Source organism: Nitrincola tapanii (genome assembly GCF_008368715.1).
Classification (GTDB): domain Bacteria; phylum Pseudomonadota; class Gammaproteobacteria; order Pseudomonadales; family Balneatricaceae; genus Nitrincola; species Nitrincola tapanii.
Map to the genome: position 1 here is coordinate 450,723 of NZ_SMRS01000001.1, position 22,410 is coordinate 473,132.

The following is a 22,410-nucleotide window of genomic DNA, read 5'->3' on the forward strand; positions in this document are numbered from 1 at the left end:
AAAGTAAATATTCTTTTTTGTTATAAACAGTTCGGGCTTTAGTCAGGTTGTGATTTGAGCCTTCTTAAACAATCCCCTTCTTAAGGTGCTGGTCATCCAGGAAATAAGCTCGTTATACTAGGGCGCATCTCCCCCGCTTGGCCGGAACAGGAAATCAGGGCAGCGTGAACCCTCGCAGAATTTCGTATGCAGACAAACAGGTCCTGTTGCTGGAAAGCAGCGGCAATATGCGTGCAACCATCGTACAGATGTTGCGCCAGTTAGGGGTCGTGAACATTCGCCCTATGACCTTGAGTGAGCGGGTGCTGGATGTGGTGCGTGATGAGCCCTTTGACATCGTTCTGCTGGGCCACAATACGCGTGACAAGATCACCGGCATTCAGTTGCTCGAAGAAGCGCGTTACCGGGGTTACATGCGCCCGACCACCGGCTGGATTTTTATGACCAGCGATTCCTCGCAAGAGATTGTCTTGCATGCGATTGACAGCAATCCGGATTATCTCCTGAGTAAACCTTTTAGTGCTGAAGAGCTGAAATACCGCATCGATTCATTGATTGCGCGTAAGCAGGTGTTGCGCCCGGTTGATGTCGCTTTAGAGGCAAAGGATGCGCTGGCCGCATTACGTGCTTGTGATGAAATCAATGCTCAAGATCCTTGCTATGATTTAGCGCAACGTATTAAAGCGCGTTTGTTGATTCAATTGGGCCGTGCTCAAGAAGCTTTTGAGATTCTCGAATCACGTTATTGGATCACCAGTGATAAGGATACGGGCCTGGTCTTGGCGGAAGCGCTCTTGGCGCTCAATCGTCTGGATGAGGCGATCGAGCTTTTACAGTCTCTAACAGAAACCTGGCCTTTGTTGGTGCCCGCCTTGGATCTCTTGTCTAAAGCTTGGGAACAAAAGGGCGAGTTAAAACTTGCCCAGCAAGCGCTACAGGAAGCGACGGCGCGTTCGCCCTTAGGCATCCCGCGTCAGTTAGAGTTGGGCCGCGTGGCGACACAAACACGGGAGTTACAGGTGGCAGAGGGGGCGTACAAACGTTCGATCCAACTCGGGCGCAGCAGCTGTTACCGCTCACCAGAACCTTTTCTACGCCTGGCTAATATTCGGCGTTTAGAGATGCAGGATGCCCCGAGTGGGCGTCAGATTGAACTGCGTAACGATCTGGATACGTTGTTGAATCATGCTGAGTTCACCTTCCCTAAGGATGCGGAGTTGAAGGTGCGCAGTGCGCTGTTGCGTGCGCGGGTGGCAGAGGATCTGCAGGATGGCGTAGAAGCTGAGCAGATGCAGCGTAAGGCTGAGCAGCTGAATCGTCAGCTGGATAGGCCACTCGATCTGCGCCGTGAAGGCCTGATTCTCTCCGCAGATCCTGTGCCGATCCTTGAGCCAGTGGCAGAGGAGCCGGCGGCAGTTGGTATGCCGAAAGATCAGACGATGAGTGATAAGATGAATCGGTTGGCGGCTCAACATTATTTGGCCGGCAAGTTCGCTCAGGCTTTGCGTTATCTTAATATGGCGGTTGAGTACAATCCTGCAAATGCCTTGGCCTTATTGAATTTGGCGCAAATTTATCTTGAAGTGGCACGAGATCATGCGGATAAGCGCGCCGATCGGTTAAAAATGGTACAGCGTTTTTTACAGCTTACCGCACGGATGGCCTTGAGCCCCGAAGCAGGTGAGCGCTTGCAGCAATTACAGGACTGGTCATTACAGCCGGTTGAATCCTTACCTAAAGGCTCCTTGGCGCTGCTATTGCGCTAACCACTGGAGGAAGGCGTATGTCTGATTCATCCAAGCATTCTCCAGTGTTGCGTGCTGAACGGGTGGCGTTGACTTATTTTGTTTTCGCCATGCTGTGGATCTTGACCTCGGATTATCTCTTGGGTGGACTGATCAGCGACAGTCGTACGCTGGTCTCCTTGAGCATGTTCAAGGGCATCTTTTTTGTCTGTACCACTTCGGCACTTTTGTATTTGGTGCTGCGGGTCACGGCGAGAAAAAACCGAGCTGAGCAATCTCAGTCGATGAAGCGCAGTTTTCTCTGGGTTGCGATGGGTTTGATGCTCTTGGTGCCCCTCTTATCCGTCTCAACCATCCAGCTCAGTCGTCCGCTGGCGCTACAGCAAGCGGGTGAACAGCTGTCGGCCTTGGTGACTTTGAAGAGCGCGCATTGGGAAGATGAGCTTAGTCGCACATCTGAGGTGTTGGCGTGGTCGCCACTTGAGCGTCAAGCCCTGAAGCAGGATCTTGAACTCTGGCCTCTCGCCAGTCAGCAGGGACAGTTTACCTGGGTGACCTGGCAAAACGAGCGCTGGTGGAGCTTGGATGCCACCGGTGAGTTGTCAGCCATCGATCTGCCTATTTCTTTATCCCTCCTGCACACGCAAACCTGGCCGCTGCTGTTAGATCTTGAGATGCCCGAAACTAAGCAGCTCAGTGCTTGGGTGCCTTTAGGTGATGAGGGCTGGCTGTTGGCTGAGCAGAGTTATGCTCAAATATACCAGCCGGTCTATCAGTTAGTCATCTGGGTGGCTTTGCTGGCGCTGGCGACCGCCGTTGCGGTGGGTGGTGCGCTCCATCTGGTCTGGCGACAAAGTCAGCGTTGGTTAGCGGCGGTCAAAGAAGTGGAGTGGCATGCGGCGCACGAAGCGGAGCTGCTGCATCAGCGTAATCTCTACAACACCCTGTCACAAACCAATCAAACCATTATTCGTAGCACGCATGAAGCCAAGCTCTTTCAGGATATTTGTGATATCTGTATTCGTTACGGCGGGCTGAAATTTGCCTGGATCGGTCGTCTGGATGAGGAGAATCATCTGCATCCAGTGGCCCAGGCAGGACAAGATCAGGGGTTTATTCGTCAGCATTATGCGCGTGTTGAGATAGAAACAGATTCGGCTCGGGATCCGGTCAGTCTTGCGGCCATTCAGTTACAACCTGTGATCTGTGATCGCCTAAATCAAGATTGTCCCTATTGTCAAAACCAGCAGGTGGCGTCCTCAGCCAGTTTTCCTATCGTGGTTGAAGAAGGGGTGTACGCGGTTCTGAGTCTGTATGCGGATGAAGATTGTTTTTTCAGTCAGGATATCGTGGCCACGCTGTTGGAGATGACCAGTGATATTGCGTTTGCGATCCGCTTTTTGGAGCAGGGAAAAGCCTTGCAGTCGGCGGTGCGGGTGATTGAGGCCAGTCCGGTGGTGCTGTTTCGCTGGGAGCTGGATTCTAACACTTGGCCCGTCAGTTATGTCTCACAAAACGTGCGGCGCTGGGGATATCAGGTTGAACAGTTTCTTTCAGGTCAGCTCAATTATGCCGATATTGTGCATCCAGATGATGCGCAGCGCGTCACGGCGGAGGTGGAGGCTTATCTGCAACAGGAAGGGATTCAGGAGTATTTCCAGGAGTACCGCATCTGTTGCGCTCAGGGTGAGGTGATCTGGGTTGAGGATCACACCAGGGTGGTGCGTAATGAGCAAGGTGAGATACAAGCAGTTGAAGGTGTGGTCAGTGACATCAGTCAGCGCAAGGAGAACCAGCAGCGTCTCGATTATCTTGCCCATCACGATAGTTTGACTGGGCTCTATAACCGTCTACAGGTTTTAGATGAGATCGCGGCACATGCTCATCCGAATACAGCGCTTTTGATGTTGGATTTAGATCGCTTCAAGGATGTGAATGACACCTTCGGGCATGAAACGGGTGATCAACTTCTTTGTCAGGTGGCACAGCTTCTCCAGCGAGAAGTACCTGAAACGGCGACCTTGGCGCGTTTAGGTGGGGATGAGTTTGCTTTGTTGCTGGAGGCAGAAACTCAAGACTTGATGCGCTTGGCGAAACATTTGATTGCGATTTTGCAGACGCCAATTCTGCTGCCAGAGGGGATGGAGATTCGTATCGGTGCTTGTGTCGGGATCAGTCGTTATATAGATTGCGGTCGCCGAGGTGAGGAGTTACTGCGGCAAGCGGATACCGCACTCTATAAAGCTAAAGAAGCGGGACGAGGGCAGGTCTGCTTTTACAGTGATGAGCAAACACGCGCTTCGCGTGAGCGCTTAGAAATAGAGGCACGTTTACGTCTGGCGCTTGAGCGGCAGGAGTTAAAGGTGGTGTATCAGCCACAAATCGATCTAAAAACAGGTGAGCTGGTCGGTGCTGAAGCCTTGTTGCGTTGGTTTGATCCCCAGCAAGGCGCGATTTCTCCCGCACACTTTATCCCTATCGCCGAGCAAAGTGGTTTGATTCTACGTTTAGGTCACTGGGTGTTAGAGCAGGTCTGTGAGCAAGGATTGCGTTGGCAGCAGCAAGGTTATGCACCGCTGACCTTGGCGGTCAATTTGTCACCCTATCAGGTTAGGCATGGCAAGGTGTTAGCCATGGTCCAGGAGGTGCTAGCGAGCACCGGTTATCCCGCTCAATTTCTGGAGTTGGAATTGACCGAATCCGCCTTAATGCGCCAGGAGGATGAGGCCGAAACTCTTCTCGATGAGTTAAAAGCTTTGGGTGTCAGTTTGGCGCTAGATGATTTTGGCACCGGTTACTCCTCTCTTGCCTATTTAAAAACCTTCCCTATCGATGTGCTCAAAATTGATAAGAGTTTTGTGGATGATCTCGAAAGTAATCAGGATGATCGTGAGATAGCCGCGACCATCGTTGCCATGGGGCATACGCTTGGTTTAAAAGTCTTGGCGGAAGGGGTGGAAACAGAAGAGCAGTTTGAATGGTTGCGCTCCCTCGGCTGTGATTATTTCCAAGGTTACTTAAAAAGTCCGGCAGTCAGCGCAGAAGAGTTTGTACGTTTCTTGCAGCCTAAGAGGGATGAGGGTTAGTCATGGCCTCCATTGGAGGCTGAAAAGAATGCGTAAAATATTGATATATAAGATTTATTGGATTTTATTTTTTTAATATACCCCCAGGCTGTTACCCCTCAATTCCACAGCCCGTACTTGTAGATTAGTTACTCAAAATGAGTAACGGTGAGTAATAGTTACTTGACTAGATGCACGGGTACAAACTAAAGTTACGCGTAACACGGCCCCCGCCTCTTTGCTCTTACTTCGGTAGGATGTCATACGCGGGGGTTTTTTATTGCTAGCCAAAATTTACCACCATGCATCCCAGCCATCCGGCGCTCCCATTGCCTCGAAACCGATTTTGTAGTCCGACGCAACGGCAGGGAATTCTTCAAGATGTTCTTTTACACGCAAATGCCACCGGCTTGATGAGTTCAGCTGCAGTACCATATGCCGGCAAATGGCCATGAGCAGAAACGGCCGTGATATCAGTTCTTCATCAGATAGATTACGGCCTCTTAGCATATCCAGCCATTCTAATGCGCCAGATTCGGGAAGAGAGGGCTGGTCTACGATGTTGCGATTCCATAGTCGGCTATGGTGTGCACAGATATTTCTAAGATAGTTAAGGGAGCGCAACCAGCTCTGAAATGCCTCCCAGTCTGCAACACCATATTGCATGGCAATCTGAGTCTGATGTTTTACTTTCATCATGGCAAAGAGTTGCGATAAGGCTCCAAAATCCCAGGTTTCGACGGCCACCCAAATAGGCAAGTCTGTGCCATGCTTCGCTTTGTAATGCTCGACAAAATCTTCTTTGGAGCGCGCTTCAACGTGAATGCGCTTTCGGGTCCACGCATTGAAAGCCGTTGGTTTGCCACCGCCTTTTGTTTTATTGGCGAATGACTTGTGCAATTTATCGGGCTTGGTGTGAGCAAACGTATCTAGCCTGCCCAGTAAATGTGCAATATCAACACGCAGCGCAATTTCAATACGTTCCAAAGCGTCAAGTAACAATAATCTCAGCTTTTTATCAAACAGGTACAATTTGACAGCATCGCGCAGCTCGGTATTAGGAATAAAGCTATCCGTAATATGAGACAGACGCCCTGCTTCATCAAACTCTTTGTGCCTGAATGGATACCAGTAGGCGCTCAGACGGTAGTATCCAAATTGCTCAAGCGAAGTCAGTGCCGCGGCATCATCAGAAACCTGCATACCGCGGTCTTTGAGTTGCTCAAGCTGTTGTTCGTAACTCAGCCAAGGTCTGGAATAGGACATAGCGGTTAATCCTGTAGAAGTTCTTCCTGTAATTTTAATGGGCCCGTAAGTTTGATCCACGGTTTCTGTCGCTTAGATAACCCTAGTGAATATCAAAATGTCTGAATACCAAGCCGGTATTCGTTATGGTCAATCTGCGCTTCGCAGTACATAAAGCCGTGCTGGTCTGCACCGCTTTTTACCCGGTCTTTTTGTTCTTGCGGCATCATGGCACCGCAGATGACCGAGACAGTGACGTCGGTGGGCATATGCAGGATACGGTTCGGGTCGTATGGAATCAGCCCAGCTGGTATTACCCCCAGGAGTTTTGGGGTGGTTTTATCCCTACATTCCAGCATATCGTCGCTACAGCAAAGGTCGCAGGTAAGGCGGTATTCCTGTTCATATTCCCAATCGCGGCTTTTAACGAAGAATAAATCCAGCAGCGATTCGTAATCGCTTTTTTCCGGAGACTGTTCAGTAATTCGCTGTTGACGATACTGAACCGGGCGCAAGTGACGGTGATGTTCGACTTTACCGGAAAAAATGAATGGGACCTGTCCAGCTCCAACACCATGCCCCGGTGTTCATCGGCGTAATGCGACCACATCAGCAGGTTATCGATGACCGATTGCGGCATTTGCCGTTTGCATGCGTGATAGATTAAATAATCGGTAGACGGCAGCATTTCAAATGGGTCGTTCAGGGCGCTGCGTGGTGTGCAGCGCAGGTAGAAGTTGCTGAAAAACTCTGCCTGGTAGGGCATGTATTTATAAAGTGTTGGAATGTCAGTCATCACTTGGCATCTTTTAGTGGTACGCCAGCTGGCGGTGTTTTGGTTTCAATGCCGGAGGTCATACCTGAACCTACTTTGTCTCTTCTGAAGTCAAACATGTTCATGTCAAAAGTATTGATGGCGACTTGGTTGTTTCCCGTTGAATGAGCAATCAGGCGCTTGTGACGTTTCTTGTAGGGAGCCATGGCGTAAGAACCACCAAACTCACCAGTATTAACGAGAACGACAGGCTGATACATGTGGTAGTGCAATGCTTCTACCATAGTGTCAAAAGAGCCTACATCTGTGTTCATTGCCGGAATAAAAAGTGCATTGGATTTATCCTGTAAGTCTGCGCTGAGTTTTATGTCGGTTGCGTCGAAGCAAATTGCACTCGTCAGTTTGAAGCCTTGCTTGTCTTTGAACTTAGGCTGCTTGAGTTCAATAAAGAGTTGATAAGGGCGCCAGGATTGAATTTTTAATTCTCTCTCGCCTTCCATCATATGGAACTTGCCTTGAAAGCGTTTAATCTCATTTTGGTTACCATTGTGTTTGCGAGGCACAATCCATACGGCGCAATTGTTTGGGCCCATAACATTTGGCTGGTTTATGAATCCTAGTCCGGCTAAAACAATCGCGTGTGTTTTTCGGGAAAGTTGAACCAATATGTCCATATCGTCCTGGTGAACTGACAACTCCGGCCAGACTATCAAATCAATATCCTGCTCTCGTTCGCCTGCTTTACAATCATCAATTTGCTGGGCTCGAATATGTTTGACGACAAGCTCTGCTACTCGTGCTACATGGCGACGATGTTTGTAACGGTAGTCAGGATTATCAAGTAGTGTCCCCGCCGTGACGAAGTCCTTCTTAAACGGCAGCTTGGACTGCACCATGGCTACCCTGAGTGACTTTTTGCTTTCGTTCCAATCTGGGTATACAAGCTCAGGAAGCCCCGGCATACCGGAAGACTGACAATAGTTCTCTTTCAGAACATTTAGTCGCTTATTCACTAATTCGCTGACGTTTTTAAACGTGTACTCCCTTGGCCATTCAAAGCCTTGGTCATTAACGTGAATACCGGGCCAACGGAGTAGCTTGGCTAACAGGGTCGATAGCCATGTGGAAAACTGCGCAGCTTCACCTGCCAAGGCTTCAGGAGTTGTCATCATGCCAAATTGGCGTTTGAAACTGGTTGATTTCAGGCCGCGGTAACCGGTTCTTGGAGTAAACGATTGGCCGAAGCCGGTTGGATCTGCAGAGCCAGCAAGTACGGCCCGCATTGCCAGGGCAATACGTTGCAGCTTCATAGGCTCAACATCCGTATGCTTAAGATGCTCTGAAATCACAGATAATGAAGTCTGTGAGGTAAATTCTTCTATTGTTAATTCTTGTTCGAAGACTGAAAAGGAGGGTGGATTACTGTATCCCGAAGTGCTTTTTACTTTTGTACGACTCAGATCAATCACATCTTCCTGACCAATCGGCGATTCCTTTGCAGCGTCCAATAATGCACTAAAAAGTTTGAGTGCCATTATCTCGTTGCCTAATGGGCTGTCATCACGACTACTGATCTGATAAATCCCCATCGGTTTAGAAATATCTTTCAATGGCTTCGCTGATGGTTTTACATTCAGGTAGATACTGTCGGATAGTGTGCTGATGAATCCAGTCTTGTTTGCTTCGTACCATTCATACTTAATCGCTCTGGCGTGCAGTATCAACGAACGAACAAATTCTGAATCCTGGGTCGCTATCTTTTCAATAATATTTTGAATGCTTATTTGTCCTACGTGTAGATCAAATAAGCAGCTGGCAGCACGCAGAATAGGCTTCTGGTCATCAATAAGCTGGCTTGCAAGTAGAATACAAGATGCGATGCTTTCGTCAGTAATACTCTTTTCAAGAGATATGTTGCGGAAGCCTTTAGCCAGTTTGAATATCAAGTCTTGTTCGATGTCACCGCACGATTCTTCGAGGGTAGTATCGAGTCTCACAAGAAGCAGGAATCTGGCCTGCTCCGCGAGCAGATTGAATGGCCTATCGTTGTTTTTGTTTGCAGGCGAGCTGACCTTACTTTTTTCATCACTGCCTGGCTTAGTATCCGTCTCAATGTCGTTTAATACGTGCACAGCTTCGTTTTGCAGCAAATCAAAGTAGCTATTCACGTCGGCATGTGCTGGTATCGCCTGAGGGTCTTTACGATGAATAGTGACTGCAGAGTGCCTGAAAATTTCTGCCAGACAATAAGTTGCTACCGCTGCCTGCTTTAGCTCGGCTTCGCCGATATTCTTTGAAGTCTGACATCTCCTGAGTCTGACATCCCTCAATTGCTCCAGAACGGGTTCAAGCACTTTTGGGCTGGGAAACAGCTCCAGACCTTTCTTCAGCAGGAGAACAAGGGCAGGGTCATGTGACCATGAGGCAATCAGACGGCGAGCTATACGCTCTTGCAGGTAGTCCCAATCACCGGCTATCGGGTTACCGCTTTCATCGGTTTGACGTGACGTGAAGTGACGCTTCTCATTAAGAATCCGTGTGATTTTGTTGGCGGCAAAACGTTTAAGCGTGTCTTCCCGTACATCGAAGACACTTTTCTCAATGGCGGCGAGCCGGTTTATACGACACTCACCCTCTTCCGAATTCTGGTCAACCTTGGAGCTATCGGATAGCATCAACAACGATTCTAGTTGAGTGAGCAGCTCATCGGCACTCTCGTTGCTCAAGGGGCCACTAAGATTACTTTGCATAGCCTCAAGCGCGCTGGATATCCCTTTCGATTTACCGCGGTATACCTCTACCTTGGTTTTTTCTTTATTTAGTTCCAGTCCAATTTTTTTAAGCTCTGGTTCGAGCCATGTATTGATCGCATTCCGGATATTCCTTAGTGGAGTAGGATTATCTGCATTCCTTGCAGGCCCTGTTATGACCAGTCTCATATCGTCCACGTAGCGGCAGTAGTCAATCAGGGTGAGGTTCTTTGCGGGTGTTTCAGGTAAGCCGCTTTTGATCCACTGCGACATCTGAGTGTCAAATTCGAGCATGTAAATGTTGGACAGAAATCCCGAAGCGACCAACCCTTGTGGCAAACCTTTGCGAGGTTTTGGCACAGTGTTTGTCGCACAAAGGTGATATGCCTTTTTCGCACACTCTGACCAGTCCCAGTTATTAAATGCCATGAGCAGTGTTTCAGCTGTGCCTTTGGCAGAAATGGGTGTGTCCTGCTCCGCCTGAACGATCCCCCGAATCTTCTCGACAAGTTTTTTTCTGTTGATCAGGTCAAAGAATTGCTTGAGGTCAAGCTCAACCAGATAGACCTCTTCATCGGCTGATTTTTCCGGGAGCGTTTTGGCGGCAAAATGATAGGGGCGTTGGAGGAACTTGCGATAGTCAGTGAAGTATTTGCTGTAGATGGTCGTAGCGCCGTAGTTATGCTCAGCGGTCAGATTTCCTTCAGAGTCTTCACTGTATGTGCAATAAAGCCGGTTGCCGTAACTTACAACCTTCTTTTCGTGCACTTCATCATAATCGGTCGACGGATCGCCCTGCAGAGCTTCGACATCATTTGCCAGGCACATCATGACAAGGGTCATGATGGTTTGTTCTTTGATGCCTATATGTGCAAGGGGGCGGAGTTTTATGTCATCAGGCGTTTCAGGCTCCCACTTAAGGCAGTAGCATGGGCCATCAGATGGGTTATCAAGATAATTGTCGCCTTCTTTAGGACAGGTATTTTCGATAAACGACCAGTGTGCTGTTTTGGGTGCAGGCACAAGCTTCAGCTTCTCGAAGGATAGCTTCCCACTGCTTATGTCATTAACCCATGCTTGGCAATGCTCTGCGAGGTGGAGTGCCGATTTATCCAGCTCAAAGTTATCGGCATACCAGTTGGTGTTGCGGATATAGTCATGCGCTTTTTTCCATGCCAAAGCCATCAGCATCTTGTCGGCTAGATATAAATCGGTCAGCCGAAGGCGATCATATTTTTCTGGGATTTGCGGCATGGGGTTTTCCTTAACTTAGCGCCTGCTCGACAATGGCGTCGGTGAGGTTTAGCTGGGTGTCGCTGGCGTGTTGCAGGCGTTCTTTCAGCTGGTCGCAGAGGGCAAAGAGTTCGTCAACTTTGGCGACGATACGCTGTTGTTCAGCGAGTGGGGGGAGAGGAACTAGAAATTTACCTAAATCCGCAGCAGATAGGTTTGGTTGTGCAGTTCCGTTGTCATAAGTTTTAATCTGTATATTTGCCAAGTTTGAGTTTAGGTACACCATGGCAAAATTTTGAAGGCCATTCATAGCTGTTTTAAGAATGACAAGTGAGGATGCAATGGCACCTATACCAAAGTTTTTGACCAGAGCATTCTTACCCAGAGAACCCCGTAGACAGAATAAAATGTCTCCATCCAAGAATTTTCCACCGCTTAATCTTGAGAAATGTTCCTCAGAGATGAAACTCAAGTCTTCCGTTGAAACACCCCCATTCTCTAGTTGGCCTGCATTTACAAAGGGAATTCCTTTCTCTACAAGCGCTGCTTTGTTTGGATAGTTTTTGCTTCTATCGCCATTTTCTAAATGAAAGATAGCACTGATACAAGACCACACCCACCCCTGCGGCAGTTCAAACGGTTTTTCGTCGTCGTTGACGGGCGGCAGTGGTTTTTGTTTTTTGATTTTGCCTTCTTTAACCAGTCGGGCTTTTTCGGCGTCGATGCGTTTGAGCAGTTCGGAGGCCGGTTCGTCGTCTGGGTTTTGTGGAACGAGTTTGCCCATGACGGCGAGCTGGAGGATGGTGTCTTTTAAGCGATCGATGGCCCAGGCGCCCATGGGGCCGGAGAACAGCAGGTCGAAGTGTTGGGCGAGGCGTTGCCAGTTGTCGCTGAGTTCCTGAGCGCTGGTGGCGTCGGTGAGAGCGCCTGCGGCTGGGGTTAATAAAGCAGACAGCAGGGTGTCGGTGAGCTGCTGGTGGGCGTCGAGCTGGTGTTCGCTTTGCTGTTCCAGCTGGTCGCAGAGGGCCATCAGTTCATCGACTTTGGCGACGATGCGTTGTTGTTCGGTGAGTGGGGGGAGGGCTACCACGTAACCTAATAGTTGATCTTGTGTAATTCCCGCAACTGTAGTGCCTGTTCCCTCAATTTTAATTCGGCTATACGTGTTCAGAAAGTACTCAAGTTCAATCTGAGAGGACAGTTTGACCCCTTTTAAATCTTGATTGATAGCTATGGGGACTTGGGCAACCCCAATTTTTCCCAGACCCATCCGGGTGCAGATTAATATGTCACCCTTATCAACAAGTTTGCTTCCAGATTCTAGAGCATCGGCGGTTATGTAATCCTGTGTTGCGTGGATATATTTAGATTTACCCAAATCTTTGACGCTCGCCCAAGGTATATCCCCATTCCAGTAGTCAGCATTACGCTTGCTTGGTGTACCACCACTGATAATTGAGTTAAAAAAAGTACCTAGCCTTACCCACTCCCACCCCTCCGGCAGTTCAAACGGCTTTTCTTCATCCGTCACCGCCGGCAGCGGCTTCTGCTTTTTCAGTTTGCCGTCTTTAACCAGCTGCGCTTTTTCCGCTTCGATGCGTTTCAGCAGTTCCGAAGCCGGTTCGTCGTCCGGATTTTGTGGCACCAGTTTTCCACGCACGGCCAGTTCTAAAATCAGCTCGCGCAGTTTGTTAATACCAGCTAGTTCGATTTTACGGTTGCTGCCACGGCCTGCCGTGGATTTGTGGCGCACGGCGCTGGTCCACAGGTCGATATGCTCGGTCAGCAGTTGCTGCGGGTTTGCCAGCGCTTGGGTGGCCGAAGGCGCTGGTGAATTGTTGCCATGGTGGCCGGGCTGGTAGCGCGCTGCGCCTTCGTGAATGTGCTGGGTCATTTGGCGTTAGCTCCGCCCAGGGCTGCCGCCAGAATGCCTTTCAGCTGGTCACGCAGTTGCTGTATCTCCTGTTGCTGTTGGGCGTATTGGGCCAGCAGTTCGTCCGGGTCGTGGCTGATTTGTTCGCCCACGTGGGGGTTTTTAATATCTAGGTTGTAGTTGCGCGCCTGAATATCGGCGATGCTCACTTTCCACGCTTGTTCGGTTTCTTCACGCGCGGCAAAGCCGTCGGCTTCGTTGCCCCACCAGGCAATTTCGGTTTCAAACTCGCTGAACTTCATCGGTTTGGTTTTGCTGTAGCTTTTTACCCCGGCCGGGTAGGGGTGTTCGTAGTACCAGATGTGTTCGGTTGGCTGGCCTTTGGTGAAGAACAGCAGGTTGGTTTTAATGCCGGTGTAGGGGTTAAACACGCCGTTGGGTAAGCGTACGATGGTGTGCAGGTTGCACTCGGTCAGCAGTTTTTCTTTCAGGCGGGTTTTCATGCCTTCGCCGAATAAAAAGCCGTCGGGCAGTACCACGGCGGCGCGGCCACCGTCTTTCAGCAGGCGGATAAACAGCGCCATGAATAAATCGGCGGTTTCGCGGGTGCGGAATTCGGCCGGGAAGTTGTTTTCAATGCCGTCTTCCTCGGTGCCGCCGAAGGGTGGGTTGGCCACAATCACGTCCACCCGTTCGTTTTTACCCCAGTCGCGGTAAGCGCGTTTCAATGTGTTGTCGTGGCGAATCTGGTTGGGGGTGTCGATGCCGTGCAGAATCATGTTGGTGGTGGCCAGCAGGTGTGGCAGGGGTTTTTTCTCCCAGCCGTGAATGCTGCGTTGCAGTACCTGTTCGTCGTCGGGGGTTTGTACGTAGTGACGGCGTTTGTGTTCGATGGTGCAGGTTAAAAATCCACCGGTGCCACAAGCCGGGTCCATCACGCTGTCGGCCAGTTTGGGGTCGACACGGTTCACCATAAATTCGGTCACGGCGCGCGGGGTATAAAACTCGCCGGCGTTACCGGCGCTTTGCAGGTCGCGCAGAATTTGTTCGTACATATCGCCAAAGGCGTGGCGCTCTTTGGAGTTGTTGTAGTCGATGCCTTCCTGAATTTTGTTAATGACCTGGCGAATCAGCTGGCCCGATTTCATGTAGTTGTAGGCGTCTTCAAAGACGTTACGAATAACCACGGCGCGGGCATCGCCGCTGGTGTGCAGCTGTTGCAGACCGGGGAACAGGATGTTGTCGATGAAGTTTTTCAGGTCGTCGCCGGTCATGCCTTCGGGGTCGGCGGCCCAGTTACGCCAGCGCAAACCGTTGGGAATGGGGCTTTGGTAGTCGTCGTTCAGCAGTTCCCATTCCTGTTCGCGGTCGTCGTAAATTTTCAGGAACAGCATCCACACTAACTGGCCGATGCGCTGGGCGTCGCCGTCGACGCCGACGTCTTTACGCATGATGTCTTGGATGGATTTAATAACGCTGCTGATGCTCATGGTGTTCTCTGGGTTCTGTCGTTTGGCCGCACCGCCCGATGATGGATGGGGGCGGGCGGCACTGTGTTTAATTCAGGGGGGTCGGGTTAGCCGGCTTCGTCGTTGTACAGGTTGTCTTCCAGTTCGCGCAGGGCTTGTTGGTAGCCGGCTTTGCTGCCAAAGGCTTTTACCAGTTCCATGGCGGTGCCCAATTCGTTAAAGGGCGGCAGTTGCAGCACTTTGGTGTCTTCAATGGTGCCGATGCCGGTGTCGGCGTATTTCTGCAGCAGGGCATCAAGCACAGCGCGGGCTTGCCCCTGGTATTTGTCGAAGTAATTGCGACGACTGGCTTTGGCAGCACGTTGTTTACGTGTCAGGGCTGGCTGGCCGTAAACTATGTGGGTAATGACATCGAACGGATCGGGTTCGTCACCCAGCTTTTTGCGAACCTCGGCGGTAATGTCATCCCAGATCACGCCCTGGCTGGCCAGTTCGTCGATGATGACTTGTTTACGTTCAGCATCGTGCCAGCGTTTCAGGAAGTCTTTCAGGGTGGCGTACTGCTCCTGCACGGTTTTGCGGGTGTAGTCGGTGAGCTCTTCGGTAATCAGTTTGCCATCGCTATCCAGGTATTGAACACGTCGCCCTGTGATGGTGAAGGTGACGTTATTCACGATGAATTTTGTACGTGGTGCGTCACCGTTTTCACCGCTGGTGTTGTCAGGGTGGTAGCCGGGATGGGGTTCACCCAACTGGGTGTTGGGCAGGGTTGGATTGCTGCTGGCATCACCGGTTGGGTAGGTGTTGTCGCCGTTTTCATCCTGCTCGGCTTGCTGGTCTGGCGGCACGGCTGATTCACCGGGGCCAGGGGAGTACACCATCACCGGGTCGCCATCAAATTGTTCGTCGGCGAAAAGTTCGGTGGCTTTTTTGAAGTCGAGAATGGTGAACCAGGTTTTGCCGTAGTCTTCATCAATCCGGGTGCCACGGCCAATGATTTGTTTGAACTCGGTCATGGACTGGATGCGTTGATCCAGTACCACCAGTTTGCAGGTTTTGGCATCAACGCCGGTGGTCATGAGTTTGCTGGTCACAGCGATCACCGGATAGGGTTCTTCCGGGTCGATGAAGTGGTCGAGTTCCGCTTTGCCTTCTTGCTCATCACCGGTGATGCGCATCACGTATTTGCGATTTTTGCGTACCTGCTCCGGGTTCAGATTGACCAGCAGCTGGCGCATGCGCTCGGCGTGGTCGATGTTTTCGCAGAAGACGATGGTTTTCTGCATGGGGTCGGTTTCTTGCAGGTATTCGGTGATGATGCTGGCCACCAGCTCGCTGCGGTGCATCATCACGATGTTGCGGTCAAAGTCACGCTGGTTATAGATGCGGTCGTCAATCAACTGGCCCAGCATGTCGCGCTGGCCTTTGCTGGGACGCCAGCCTTGCACGTCTTTGTCCAGATCGACCCGGATGACTTTGTAGGGTGCCAGATAACCGTCGTCGATGCCCTGCTTCAGCGAGTAGGTGTAAACGGGTTCGCCAAAGTAGTGAATGTTGGATACTTCGTCGGTTTCTTTGGGGGTGGCGGTCAAGCCAATATGCGTGGCAGCGCTGAAGTAGTCCAGGATGGCGCGCCAGGCAGAATCATCAGCGGCGCTGCCACGGTGGCATTCGTCGATCACAATGAGGTCGAAAAAGTCCGGGCTGAATTGCTTGTAAACATTGCGTGCCTCATCGGTGCCGCTGAGTGCCTGATACAGGCCCAGATAGATTTCGTAGGACGTGTCGACTTTGTTGACTCGATCTTTGCCGCGCTCCACCGCCAGTTGTTGCTCGATTTTTTTACCGTTGCGCTCCATGCCTGCGGCATTCGGTGAGAGCTTGGCCATGGCACCGGCAAAGGGTTTGAAATCGTTGTTCATGGTCTGATCGACCAGGATGTTACGGTCGGCCAGAAACAAAATGCGCCTCTTTTGTTTTGACTTCCACAGTCGCCAGATAATCTGGAAAGCGGTGTAGGTTTTGCCAGTGCCAGTGGCCATCACCAGCAGAATGCGATTCTGACCTTTGGCCACGGCTTCCACGGCACGGTTGACCGCAACCATCTGGTAATAACGGGGTGTGCGGCCGTTGCCGTCGTCGTAATAGGGTTCTTCGATGGTGGATTGCTGAGCCTTGCCAATGCCTTTCCATTGCAGGAACAGCGGCCAGAGGGTGTCCGGGCCGGGCAATTCATCCAGCGCCAGCTCGGTTTCAGGTTGGCTGAACAGTAGGCCGGAACGGTCGTGAAACAAGAAACCGTCACCGTTGCTGCTAATGGCAAAGGGGACGTCGAGCTTTTCGGCGTAATCCAGCGCTTGTTGCATGCCATCGCCCAGCCGGTGTTTGTTGTCTTTGGCTTCGATAACGGCAATGGGTTTATTGGGCTGGTAGTTCAGTACGTAGTCGGCTCGCCTGGGTGCACCGCGACTGGATAAGCGCCCGCGTACCTGAATGCGGCCTGCACCGATGGTGTACTCTTCCAATACTTGTGTCTGGATATTCCAACCCGCCTGGATGATGGCCGGTGTGATGTATTTGGTGCGGATATCCGTCTCGGTCAGGCTGCGCTTGTCCATGCTGATGGGATCGACTCCGGTCGCTGAGAATTTAGTTATCAGGAGTGTACTGGAGTTTGCCGGAGCGCTAAAGCCTGTGGGCGGGTTGCTGTGACGGGTTTTCCTCTTTAGTCAGATTGTAGCGTTCACGCCAATACTTTGAGCCGTTGGGGTGGATAAGCAGATACTGGTTAGTATGTAGTAAGAAACCCAGTATTTGTGCGGGTTGTGGCGTTTTTTTGAATGTTTCTGGATGGATTTGAAAAGAGGGCTGGCCTCCCCACAGGGACTCGAACCCCGATCTGGCCCTTAGGAGGGGCCCGTTCTATCCGGTTGAACTATAGGGAGTTGAACTGCTAGCGCCAGCTTCTATTTATTTGGTGCCAGTTGCTATCAGCTGCGGGATTCTACGGAGAAAAAAAGCAGAGATCCAGTGCTCTATCGCCAGATCAGGCTTTACCTAGGCTGCGTTGAGCTTCGTAGTTGCCTTTGCTGCCTTGGGGATCATAGATAACATTCGCTTTATGCTGCCCTTGCAGCAGGCTAATCAGCTGGTCGATGCTTTGTTTGCTGCGGCTCAGGATCTGTTCGTTACGTTGATTAGCGGTTTGCACCTGCTCTAGGTTGAGTGCTAACTCTGTCCAATCTTGCTGAAGCTCGATCGCTTGTTGTGGGGGAAGTTGTTGTGTTAAGGCTTCAACCCCTTCACGTGCCGGAGTAAAACCCAGCAGGGTCAAGGTTTGATTACGCTCTAAAACATTACGCTCAATTTTGAGTAGAAGCTGTTTTTTGGCCTCGGTAGTCTGCGTCAGTTGATCCAGGTCGCGACTTTCCAGGGCTTGGCGCTCGCTCTCTAGTTGTGCCAAGAGCTCTGCAAATAACGCAGAACCCTGGCGAACCAGGGTAAAAAAAGTCGGGAGTAGATCTGAAGACATCACAAAACCTCGTGGCGACAGGGCGTCATCTCAATAGCTTAGTCAAACAATGCATCAAAACGCATCATTTTATCGGCAAGCCGCTCGCTGTTAACCTCATATCGACCCTCTAGAATCGCGGCACGTAAGCTGGCAACCTTGTCAGCGTCTACATCAGGTGTAGCGGCTAGGGTTTGTTTCCCTACGCTGGACATGGCTTGCACAGCGTCACTTAGACGCACGGTATCCTGTGATGCATAAGCTTGAGCGGCTTTCTTACCTGCGACTGACCCCGAAGCGGGTGAGTCAGTAGCTTTCGGCTTAGCATTGGCGGTCTGATTTGAGGACAGACTGTTGAATTCAATAGCCATCCTAAAATACCTCGTAATCTGTGTCTGCTCAGGTTATCGGTCAAGCGACATAGATCTTTAATCTTTTTTTCACTTTTTATAGCCTGCTGTTCTAAAACGGCTGTTCAGATCCCTTAGGGGACGCGCACCACACCTGGCGCAATGATCATAGCATGCACTTCATTGCCGGAGCTTTCATTGCGTACCCGAATCTGCTGCCCTAAACGCCCATCTTCAAGGGCTACCCCGAGTGTGCGAATGGTCAGGCCTCCGCGCTGTGCTTCGAGGGCGACACGCTCGCCGCGAGAAACCGCCAGCGCGGCTTCCAGCTGACGTGGGCTGATCACCTGATCACTGCCGATGGGGCGGCGCACTTGCATGCCCACCAGATCATCGAGCTGTGTGTAATAGTCGTTGCCCAAGCGCGTAATGTCTTGTTCCAGCAAGCGTAGATCGCTGCTCTGTACACGGCTGTTACGAGCAAGGGGACGAGTGCTCACGACCACGGGTAGAAATTGGCGTATCTGTGCGCTGACGAATAGACTCCATTGAGGCTGGGCGCAGTTGACGCGCGCGGTGACTCTTTGGCCTGTGCTAAAGGGTAATTGAATCTCTAAAGGGGCTTGGCAAGGCGCGAGTTGCAGTTGCGGATTCACGGGGCTGACTTGAATCTCTAGCCGACTTTCGGGCAGGCGCTGGAGATAGGCTTCCGAGATGGCGCGCTCGACGCTTTGTTCTATCTCGACGGCGGTGGTGTTTGCCTGGCTCAGGGGCGCAAATAAAAAAAACGCCCAAAACCCTGCAACTAGTGTTAAATTAAAGGTATTCACGTGCGTTATGCAGACCCAAGCTAGCGCCACTTATGTTCAACCCAAATGGGATAAGATCGAATCATGTCAGGTATATTGGATAGTGTAAACCTGCGTACTCAGATGGTAGGCCAAAACCGCCTTGAGCTGTTGCTTTTCAGTCTTGAAACATCCCAGCGCTATGGCATTAACGTGTTTAAGGTGCGTGAAGTCTTGCAGTGTCCTGAGCTCACTGAGGTGCCACGCAAAACCAGCGTCATCAAGGGTATGGCACATATTCGTGGTGAAACCATTCCTGTTTTAGATCTCTCCGAAGCGATCGGGCGTAACCCTGTTCCTGCCGATGAAGAGCGTAGTTGTTTTCTGATTGTGGCTGAATACAACAAGCGCACCCTGGCGTTTTTAGTGCGTAAAGTGGATCGTATTCTGAACACCAACTGGGATCAGATCATGGCGCCACCGGCCGAGATAGGCTCAGACAACTATCTGACGGCGGTTTTTGAGTATGAAAATAAGCTGATCGAAATTATTGATGTTGAGCAGATCCTGGCCGATATCTATCCGACGCCGACCGAGGTCAGCACGGAAGTTGCGAATGAAGATGTGCGCCAGGTTGCGCGTCAGCATCACATCATGATCTGTGATGACTCTCAGGTCGCGCGTCATCAGATGCAGCGCAGTCTGGAAAGTTTAGGCTTGCGTGTCACCGTGGCTAAAAATGGCCGTCAGGCCTGGAATCTGCTGAAAGATATGGCGGATCGAGGTGTGGATGTGACCGAGTATTTCTTGATGCTGATCTCAGATATCGAGATGCCGGAAATGGATGGTTATACCCTGACGTCTATGATTAAAAGTGATACCCGTATGCAAAATATGCATGTGATTTTGCACACTTCGCTCAGTGGCGGCTTTAACGTCTCGATGGTGAAAAAAGTGGGTGCCGACGGTTTCCTGGCCAAATTTAATGCGGATGATCTGGCCTCTGTGGTGGTCAAGCGCATGCAATCCCTAGAAAAACACTAATTACCCAGGGCGACAGAGTTGAAAAACGGATTCTCTATCAGTGCCGACGAGTTTCGTCAGTTCAGCCAGTTTTTGGAAAAGAGCTGTGGCATTCTCTTGGCGGAGCATAAACAGTATCTGGTGCAAAGCCGCTTAAGTCGGATTATGCAGCAGGAAGGTTTTTCCAGTCTGTCGGAGTTGATTGAGCGGTTAAATCAAGCGCGTGGCTTGAGTCTGAAGGAGCAGGTCATCGATGCCATGACCACAAATGAGACTCTTTGGTTTCGTGATGTGCATCCCTATGAGATTCTGAAAGAGCGCCTGCTGCCTGAATTGGCCAGTGCCAGTAGTTTTGGCAAACTGCGTATCTGGTCAGCGGCCTGTTCAACCGGTCAGGAACCCTATTCCATCAGTATGATTCTTGAGGAGTTTCGGCAATCCAAACCGGGTAGCTTTGCCAGCGGGCAGGAGATCGTTGCGACCGATATCTCCTCGAGTGTGTTGGAGCAGGCGCGTCGCGGTGAATATGAAATGCTGGCTCTTGGGCGAGGCTTATCGCAAGAGCGCTTAACACGTTTCTTCACCTCCAGTGCGGAAGGCAGTTGGAAAATCCGACCTGAAATCAGTCAGCGTGTGCGTTTTCAGAGCCTGAACCTGCTTGGTCAATATTCCATTCTTGGGCAGTTCGATATTATCTTCTGTCGTAACGTCTTGATCTACTTCTCCTCTGAAGTCAAAACAGAGATTTTGCGTAAGATGCATCGTCAGCTGAAACCGGGAGGCTATCTTATTCTCGGTGCATCCGAATCCTTAAATGGGCTGGCTGATCTTTACCGCATGATTCACTGCCGCCCCGGCATCATCTATCAAGCCATCTAACGCACTTTGCCGCTTCGCCGGAAGGGAATTGCCGCTTCCGGCCTTTTCTTCAAGCTCTGCTCTCGAAATCCCCAATATAATCCATATAAATCAAACAAGTAGATTGTGTGGCATAGGGTTTGCTAATTAACTAGGCAAAGGGCTTAGGAGGCAAATCATGGCAATTAATTTCAAATCGGCGCTCGGAACACATGCAGAGGCTTTGACCTTGCGTGCACGTCGTGCCGAAGTGATTTCCAACAATATTGCCAATGCCGATACACCTAATTTTAAAGCCCGCGATCTGGATTTTAAGGCGGCCTTAGAGGGGCGTATGTCCAGCTCAGGTATCGAAACTGTTTCTTTAGTGCGGACACAATCCGGCCATCAGCCCGCTTTTGTAAATCCGGATTTTGCTGCCGATCTGCTCTATCGGATTCCGCAGCAGCCGGCAGTGGATGGTAATACGGTTGAGGTGCAGGAAGAGATGGCGCGTTTTACCGATAACGCCTTGCGTTACCAAGCCAGTTTTGAGTTTTTGGATAGTAAGTTCAGTGGTCTGAAAAAAGCGATTAAGGGTGAATAATCATGTCTCTGTCTAATGTTTTCGGGATTGCAGGTTCAGCCATGACGGCTCAGACCATCCGTCTCAACACTACGGCCAGTAACATGGCCAATGCTGAAAGCGTCAGCTCCAGTGAAGGGGAAACTTACCGCGCACGCAGACCGGTGTTCGCCTTGCAAGCGCCTGAGGCTTCACAGTTGTTGGCGCAGGATGCCGCACTGGTACCGGGGCAGGGCGTGAAGGTGCTGGAGATCGTCGAGAGTGATGCTCAGCTGCGCATGGCGTATGAACCCGATCATCCTGCAGCGAATGAAGAAGGTTATGTGTTTTACCCTAACGTCAATGTGATGGAGGAGATGGCCGATATGATTTCCGCCTCACGTTCATTTCAGATCAATGCTGATGTGATGAATACCGCAAAACAGATGCTGCAGCGTACTTTGTCCTTAGGGCAGAGCTAAGGTTGAGCAGAGGATAGAGCCATGAGCACCATTAACGGCAATAACAACATCTTCGAGATGATCAACCAGCAGAATCGTGAGCAGCGTACCACGGGCTCCGATAGTGCCGGTGACAATCAGATGTTTATGAAACTGCTGATTGCCCAGCTGCAAAATCAGGATCCGACCAGTCCGGCCGACACCAACGATTTTATGCAGCAGATCTCCAGCATGACCATGGTGGAGTCCATGACCACCATGGCCAAAACCTTTGAAACCATGAGTAACAGTCTGCTGAGTAGCCAAAGCGCACTGCAAGCCTCCTCTATGGTCGGGCAAAGAGTCTTTATCAATACCGATATCGCGCAGCTCACCCAAACGGGGGGCGGTTTACCCGGTACCGTGAGTTTAGAAAGCTCAACAACTGATCTGCGGGTATCGATTTACGATCAGGGCGGCAATCTGGTGGATCGAGTCAATATGGGGCAGGTGCCTGCCGGTGAGCGCAGTTTTGTTTGGAATGCCGGTGATGAAGTGCCCGCGGGTAACTATCGCATCGTCGCAGAAGCCTTTAATGGCACAGAATATCAGCAAGTCGATACCTTTATGCCGTTTACCGTGAATAGCGTCACGCTCGGTCAAAATGGTATCGGTATGAAGGTGAATACCGCGATCGGTACCATCGACTTTAAAGATGTGAAACAAATTGGGTAAGTGAGG

At 50.8% G+C, this 22,410-nt stretch carries 16 protein-coding genes and 1 tRNA gene; 7 read left to right on the forward strand and 10 right to left on the reverse strand.

Annotated elements, in window-relative coordinates; genetic code table 11:
• Positions 1–164: 164 nt before the first annotated feature.
• Positions 165–1,766: a response regulator gene (locus E1H14_RS02280; protein WP_149389817.1), complete on the forward strand. Its 1,602-nt coding sequence runs from the start codon at positions 165–167 to the stop codon at positions 1,764–1,766.
• A 17-nt stretch (positions 1,767–1,783) separates the two neighbouring features.
• Positions 1,784–4,831: a bifunctional diguanylate cyclase/phosphodiesterase gene (locus tag E1H14_RS02285; protein WP_149389818.1), complete on the forward strand. Its 3,048-nt coding sequence runs from the start codon at positions 1,784–1,786 to the stop codon at positions 4,829–4,831.
• Between the two features lie 273 nt (positions 4,832–5,104).
• On the opposite strand, the gene E1H14_RS02290 is transcribed toward E1H14_RS02285, so the two are convergent.
• The 10 genes from E1H14_RS02290 to flgA all read right to left on the reverse strand — a co-directional run bounded on the left by E1H14_RS02290 (position 5,105) and on the right by flgA (position 18,846).
• Entirely contained in the window at positions 5,105–6,076 is a 972-nt protein-coding gene (locus tag E1H14_RS02290) for an Abi family protein (RefSeq protein WP_149389819.1), read from the reverse strand.
• Between the two features lie 292 nt (positions 6,077–6,368).
• Entirely contained in the window at positions 6,369–6,851 is a 483-nt protein-coding gene (locus tag E1H14_RS02295) for a DUF2971 domain-containing protein (RefSeq protein WP_149389820.1), read from the reverse strand.
• Complete coding sequence (locus tag E1H14_RS02300; protein ID WP_149389821.1) at positions 6,851–10,834, reverse strand: RNA-directed DNA polymerase; 3,984 nt, start codon at positions 10,832–10,834, stop codon at positions 6,851–6,853. The genes E1H14_RS02295 and E1H14_RS02300 overlap by 1 nt, the downstream gene beginning before the upstream one ends.
• Positions 10,835–10,844: 10 nt before the next feature.
• The gene (locus E1H14_RS02305; protein WP_149389822.1) at positions 10,845–12,707 is read right to left on the reverse strand and encodes a restriction endonuclease subunit S; all 1,863 of its coding nucleotides are present in this window, start codon (positions 12,705–12,707) and stop codon (positions 10,845–10,847) included.
• Positions 12,704–14,176 (reverse strand): type I restriction-modification system subunit M, encoded by a 1,473-nt coding sequence (locus E1H14_RS02310; RefSeq protein ID WP_149389823.1) that lies wholly within the window; start codon positions 14,174–14,176, stop codon positions 12,704–12,706. The genes E1H14_RS02305 and E1H14_RS02310 overlap by 4 nt, the downstream gene beginning before the upstream one ends.
• 86 nt (positions 14,177–14,262) lie before the next feature.
• Positions 14,263–16,773, reverse strand: a complete 2,511-nt coding sequence (gene hsdR / locus E1H14_RS02315; protein ID WP_149389824.1) for an EcoAI/FtnUII family type I restriction enzme subunit R — start codon at positions 16,771–16,773, stop codon at positions 14,263–14,265.
• A gap of 251 nt (positions 16,774–17,024) precedes the next feature.
• Positions 17,025–17,100: transfer RNA gene (locus tag E1H14_RS02320), tRNA-Arg, on the reverse strand.
• Between the two features lie 101 nt (positions 17,101–17,201).
• Entirely contained in the window at positions 17,202–17,687 is a 486-nt protein-coding gene (locus E1H14_RS02325) for a flagella synthesis protein FlgN (RefSeq protein ID WP_149389825.1), read from the reverse strand.
• 38 nt (positions 17,688–17,725) lie between these two features.
• On the reverse strand, positions 17,726–18,037 hold the full coding sequence (flgM, locus tag E1H14_RS02330) for a flagellar biosynthesis anti-sigma factor FlgM (RefSeq protein WP_149389826.1): 312 nt from the start codon (positions 18,035–18,037) through the stop codon (positions 17,726–17,728).
• Positions 18,038–18,150: 113 nt separating this feature from the next.
• Entirely contained in the window at positions 18,151–18,846 is a 696-nt protein-coding gene (flgA, locus tag E1H14_RS02335; RefSeq protein WP_160142002.1) for a flagellar basal body P-ring formation chaperone FlgA, read from the reverse strand.
• Positions 18,847–18,909: 63 nt separating this feature from the next.
• Here flgA and E1H14_RS02340 point away from each other — a divergent pair, with 63 nt between their 5' ends.
• From E1H14_RS02340 to E1H14_RS02360, 5 genes are all read left to right on the forward strand, one after another.
• The gene (locus E1H14_RS02340; protein WP_149389828.1) at positions 18,910–19,848 is read left to right on the forward strand and encodes a chemotaxis protein CheV; all 939 of its coding nucleotides are present in this window, start codon (positions 18,910–18,912) and stop codon (positions 19,846–19,848) included.
• A gap of 18 nt (positions 19,849–19,866) precedes the next feature.
• Positions 19,867–20,706 carry a CheR family methyltransferase gene (locus E1H14_RS02345; protein WP_149389829.1) on the forward strand — a complete coding sequence of 280 codons (840 nt, stop codon included), beginning with the start codon at positions 19,867–19,869 and terminating at the stop codon, positions 20,704–20,706.
• A 157-nt stretch (positions 20,707–20,863) separates the two neighbouring features.
• Complete coding sequence (flgB, locus tag E1H14_RS02350) at positions 20,864–21,271, forward strand: flagellar basal body rod protein FlgB (RefSeq protein WP_149389830.1); 408 nt, start codon at positions 20,864–20,866, stop codon at positions 21,269–21,271.
• Between the two features lie 2 nt (positions 21,272–21,273).
• On the forward strand, positions 21,274–21,711 hold the full coding sequence (gene flgC / locus E1H14_RS02355; RefSeq protein WP_149389831.1) for a flagellar basal body rod protein FlgC: 438 nt from the start codon (positions 21,274–21,276) through the stop codon (positions 21,709–21,711).
• 21 nt (positions 21,712–21,732) lie between these two features.
• Positions 21,733–22,404 carry a flagellar hook capping FlgD N-terminal domain-containing protein gene (locus E1H14_RS02360; protein ID WP_149389832.1) on the forward strand — a complete coding sequence of 224 codons (672 nt, stop codon included), beginning with the start codon at positions 21,733–21,735 and terminating at the stop codon, positions 22,402–22,404.
• Positions 22,405–22,410: the final 6 nt, after the last annotated feature.

Excerpts from the sequence above, each read along its gene's own strand:
- E1H14_RS02285 (WP_149389818.1), top strand. The coding sequence starts at position 1,784 with ATGTCTGATTCATCCAAGCATTCTCCAGTGTTGCGTGCTGAACGGGTG.
- E1H14_RS02290 (WP_149389819.1), bottom strand. The coding sequence starts at position 6,076 with ATGTCCTATTCCAGACCTTGGCTGAGTTACGAACAACAGCTTGAGCAA.
- E1H14_RS02295 (WP_149389820.1), bottom strand. The coding sequence starts at position 6,851 with ATGACTGACATTCCAACACTTTATAAATACATGCCCTACCAGGCAGAG.
- E1H14_RS02300 (WP_149389821.1), bottom strand. The coding sequence starts at position 10,834 with ATGCCGCAAATCCCAGAAAAATATGATCGCCTTCGGCTGACCGATTTA.
- E1H14_RS02305 (WP_149389822.1), bottom strand. The coding sequence starts at position 12,707 with ATGACCCAGCACATTCACGAAGGCGCAGCGCGCTACCAGCCCGGCCAC.
- E1H14_RS02310 (WP_149389823.1), bottom strand. The coding sequence starts at position 14,176 with ATGAGCATCAGCAGCGTTATTAAATCCATCCAAGACATCATGCGTAAA.
- hsdR (WP_149389824.1), bottom strand. The coding sequence starts at position 16,773 with ATGGACAAGCGCAGCCTGACCGAGACGGATATCCGCACCAAATACATC.
- E1H14_RS02325 (WP_149389825.1), bottom strand. The coding sequence starts at position 17,687 with ATGTCTTCAGATCTACTCCCGACTTTTTTTACCCTGGTTCGCCAGGGT.
- flgM (WP_149389826.1), bottom strand. The coding sequence starts at position 18,037 with ATGGCTATTGAATTCAACAGTCTGTCCTCAAATCAGACCGCCAATGCT.
- E1H14_RS02340 (WP_149389828.1), top strand. The coding sequence starts at position 18,910 with ATGTCAGGTATATTGGATAGTGTAAACCTGCGTACTCAGATGGTAGGC.
- flgB (WP_149389830.1), top strand. The coding sequence starts at position 20,864 with ATGGCAATTAATTTCAAATCGGCGCTCGGAACACATGCAGAGGCTTTG.
- flgC (WP_149389831.1), top strand. The coding sequence starts at position 21,274 with ATGTCTCTGTCTAATGTTTTCGGGATTGCAGGTTCAGCCATGACGGCT.
- E1H14_RS02360 (WP_149389832.1), top strand. The coding sequence starts at position 21,733 with ATGAGCACCATTAACGGCAATAACAACATCTTCGAGATGATCAACCAG.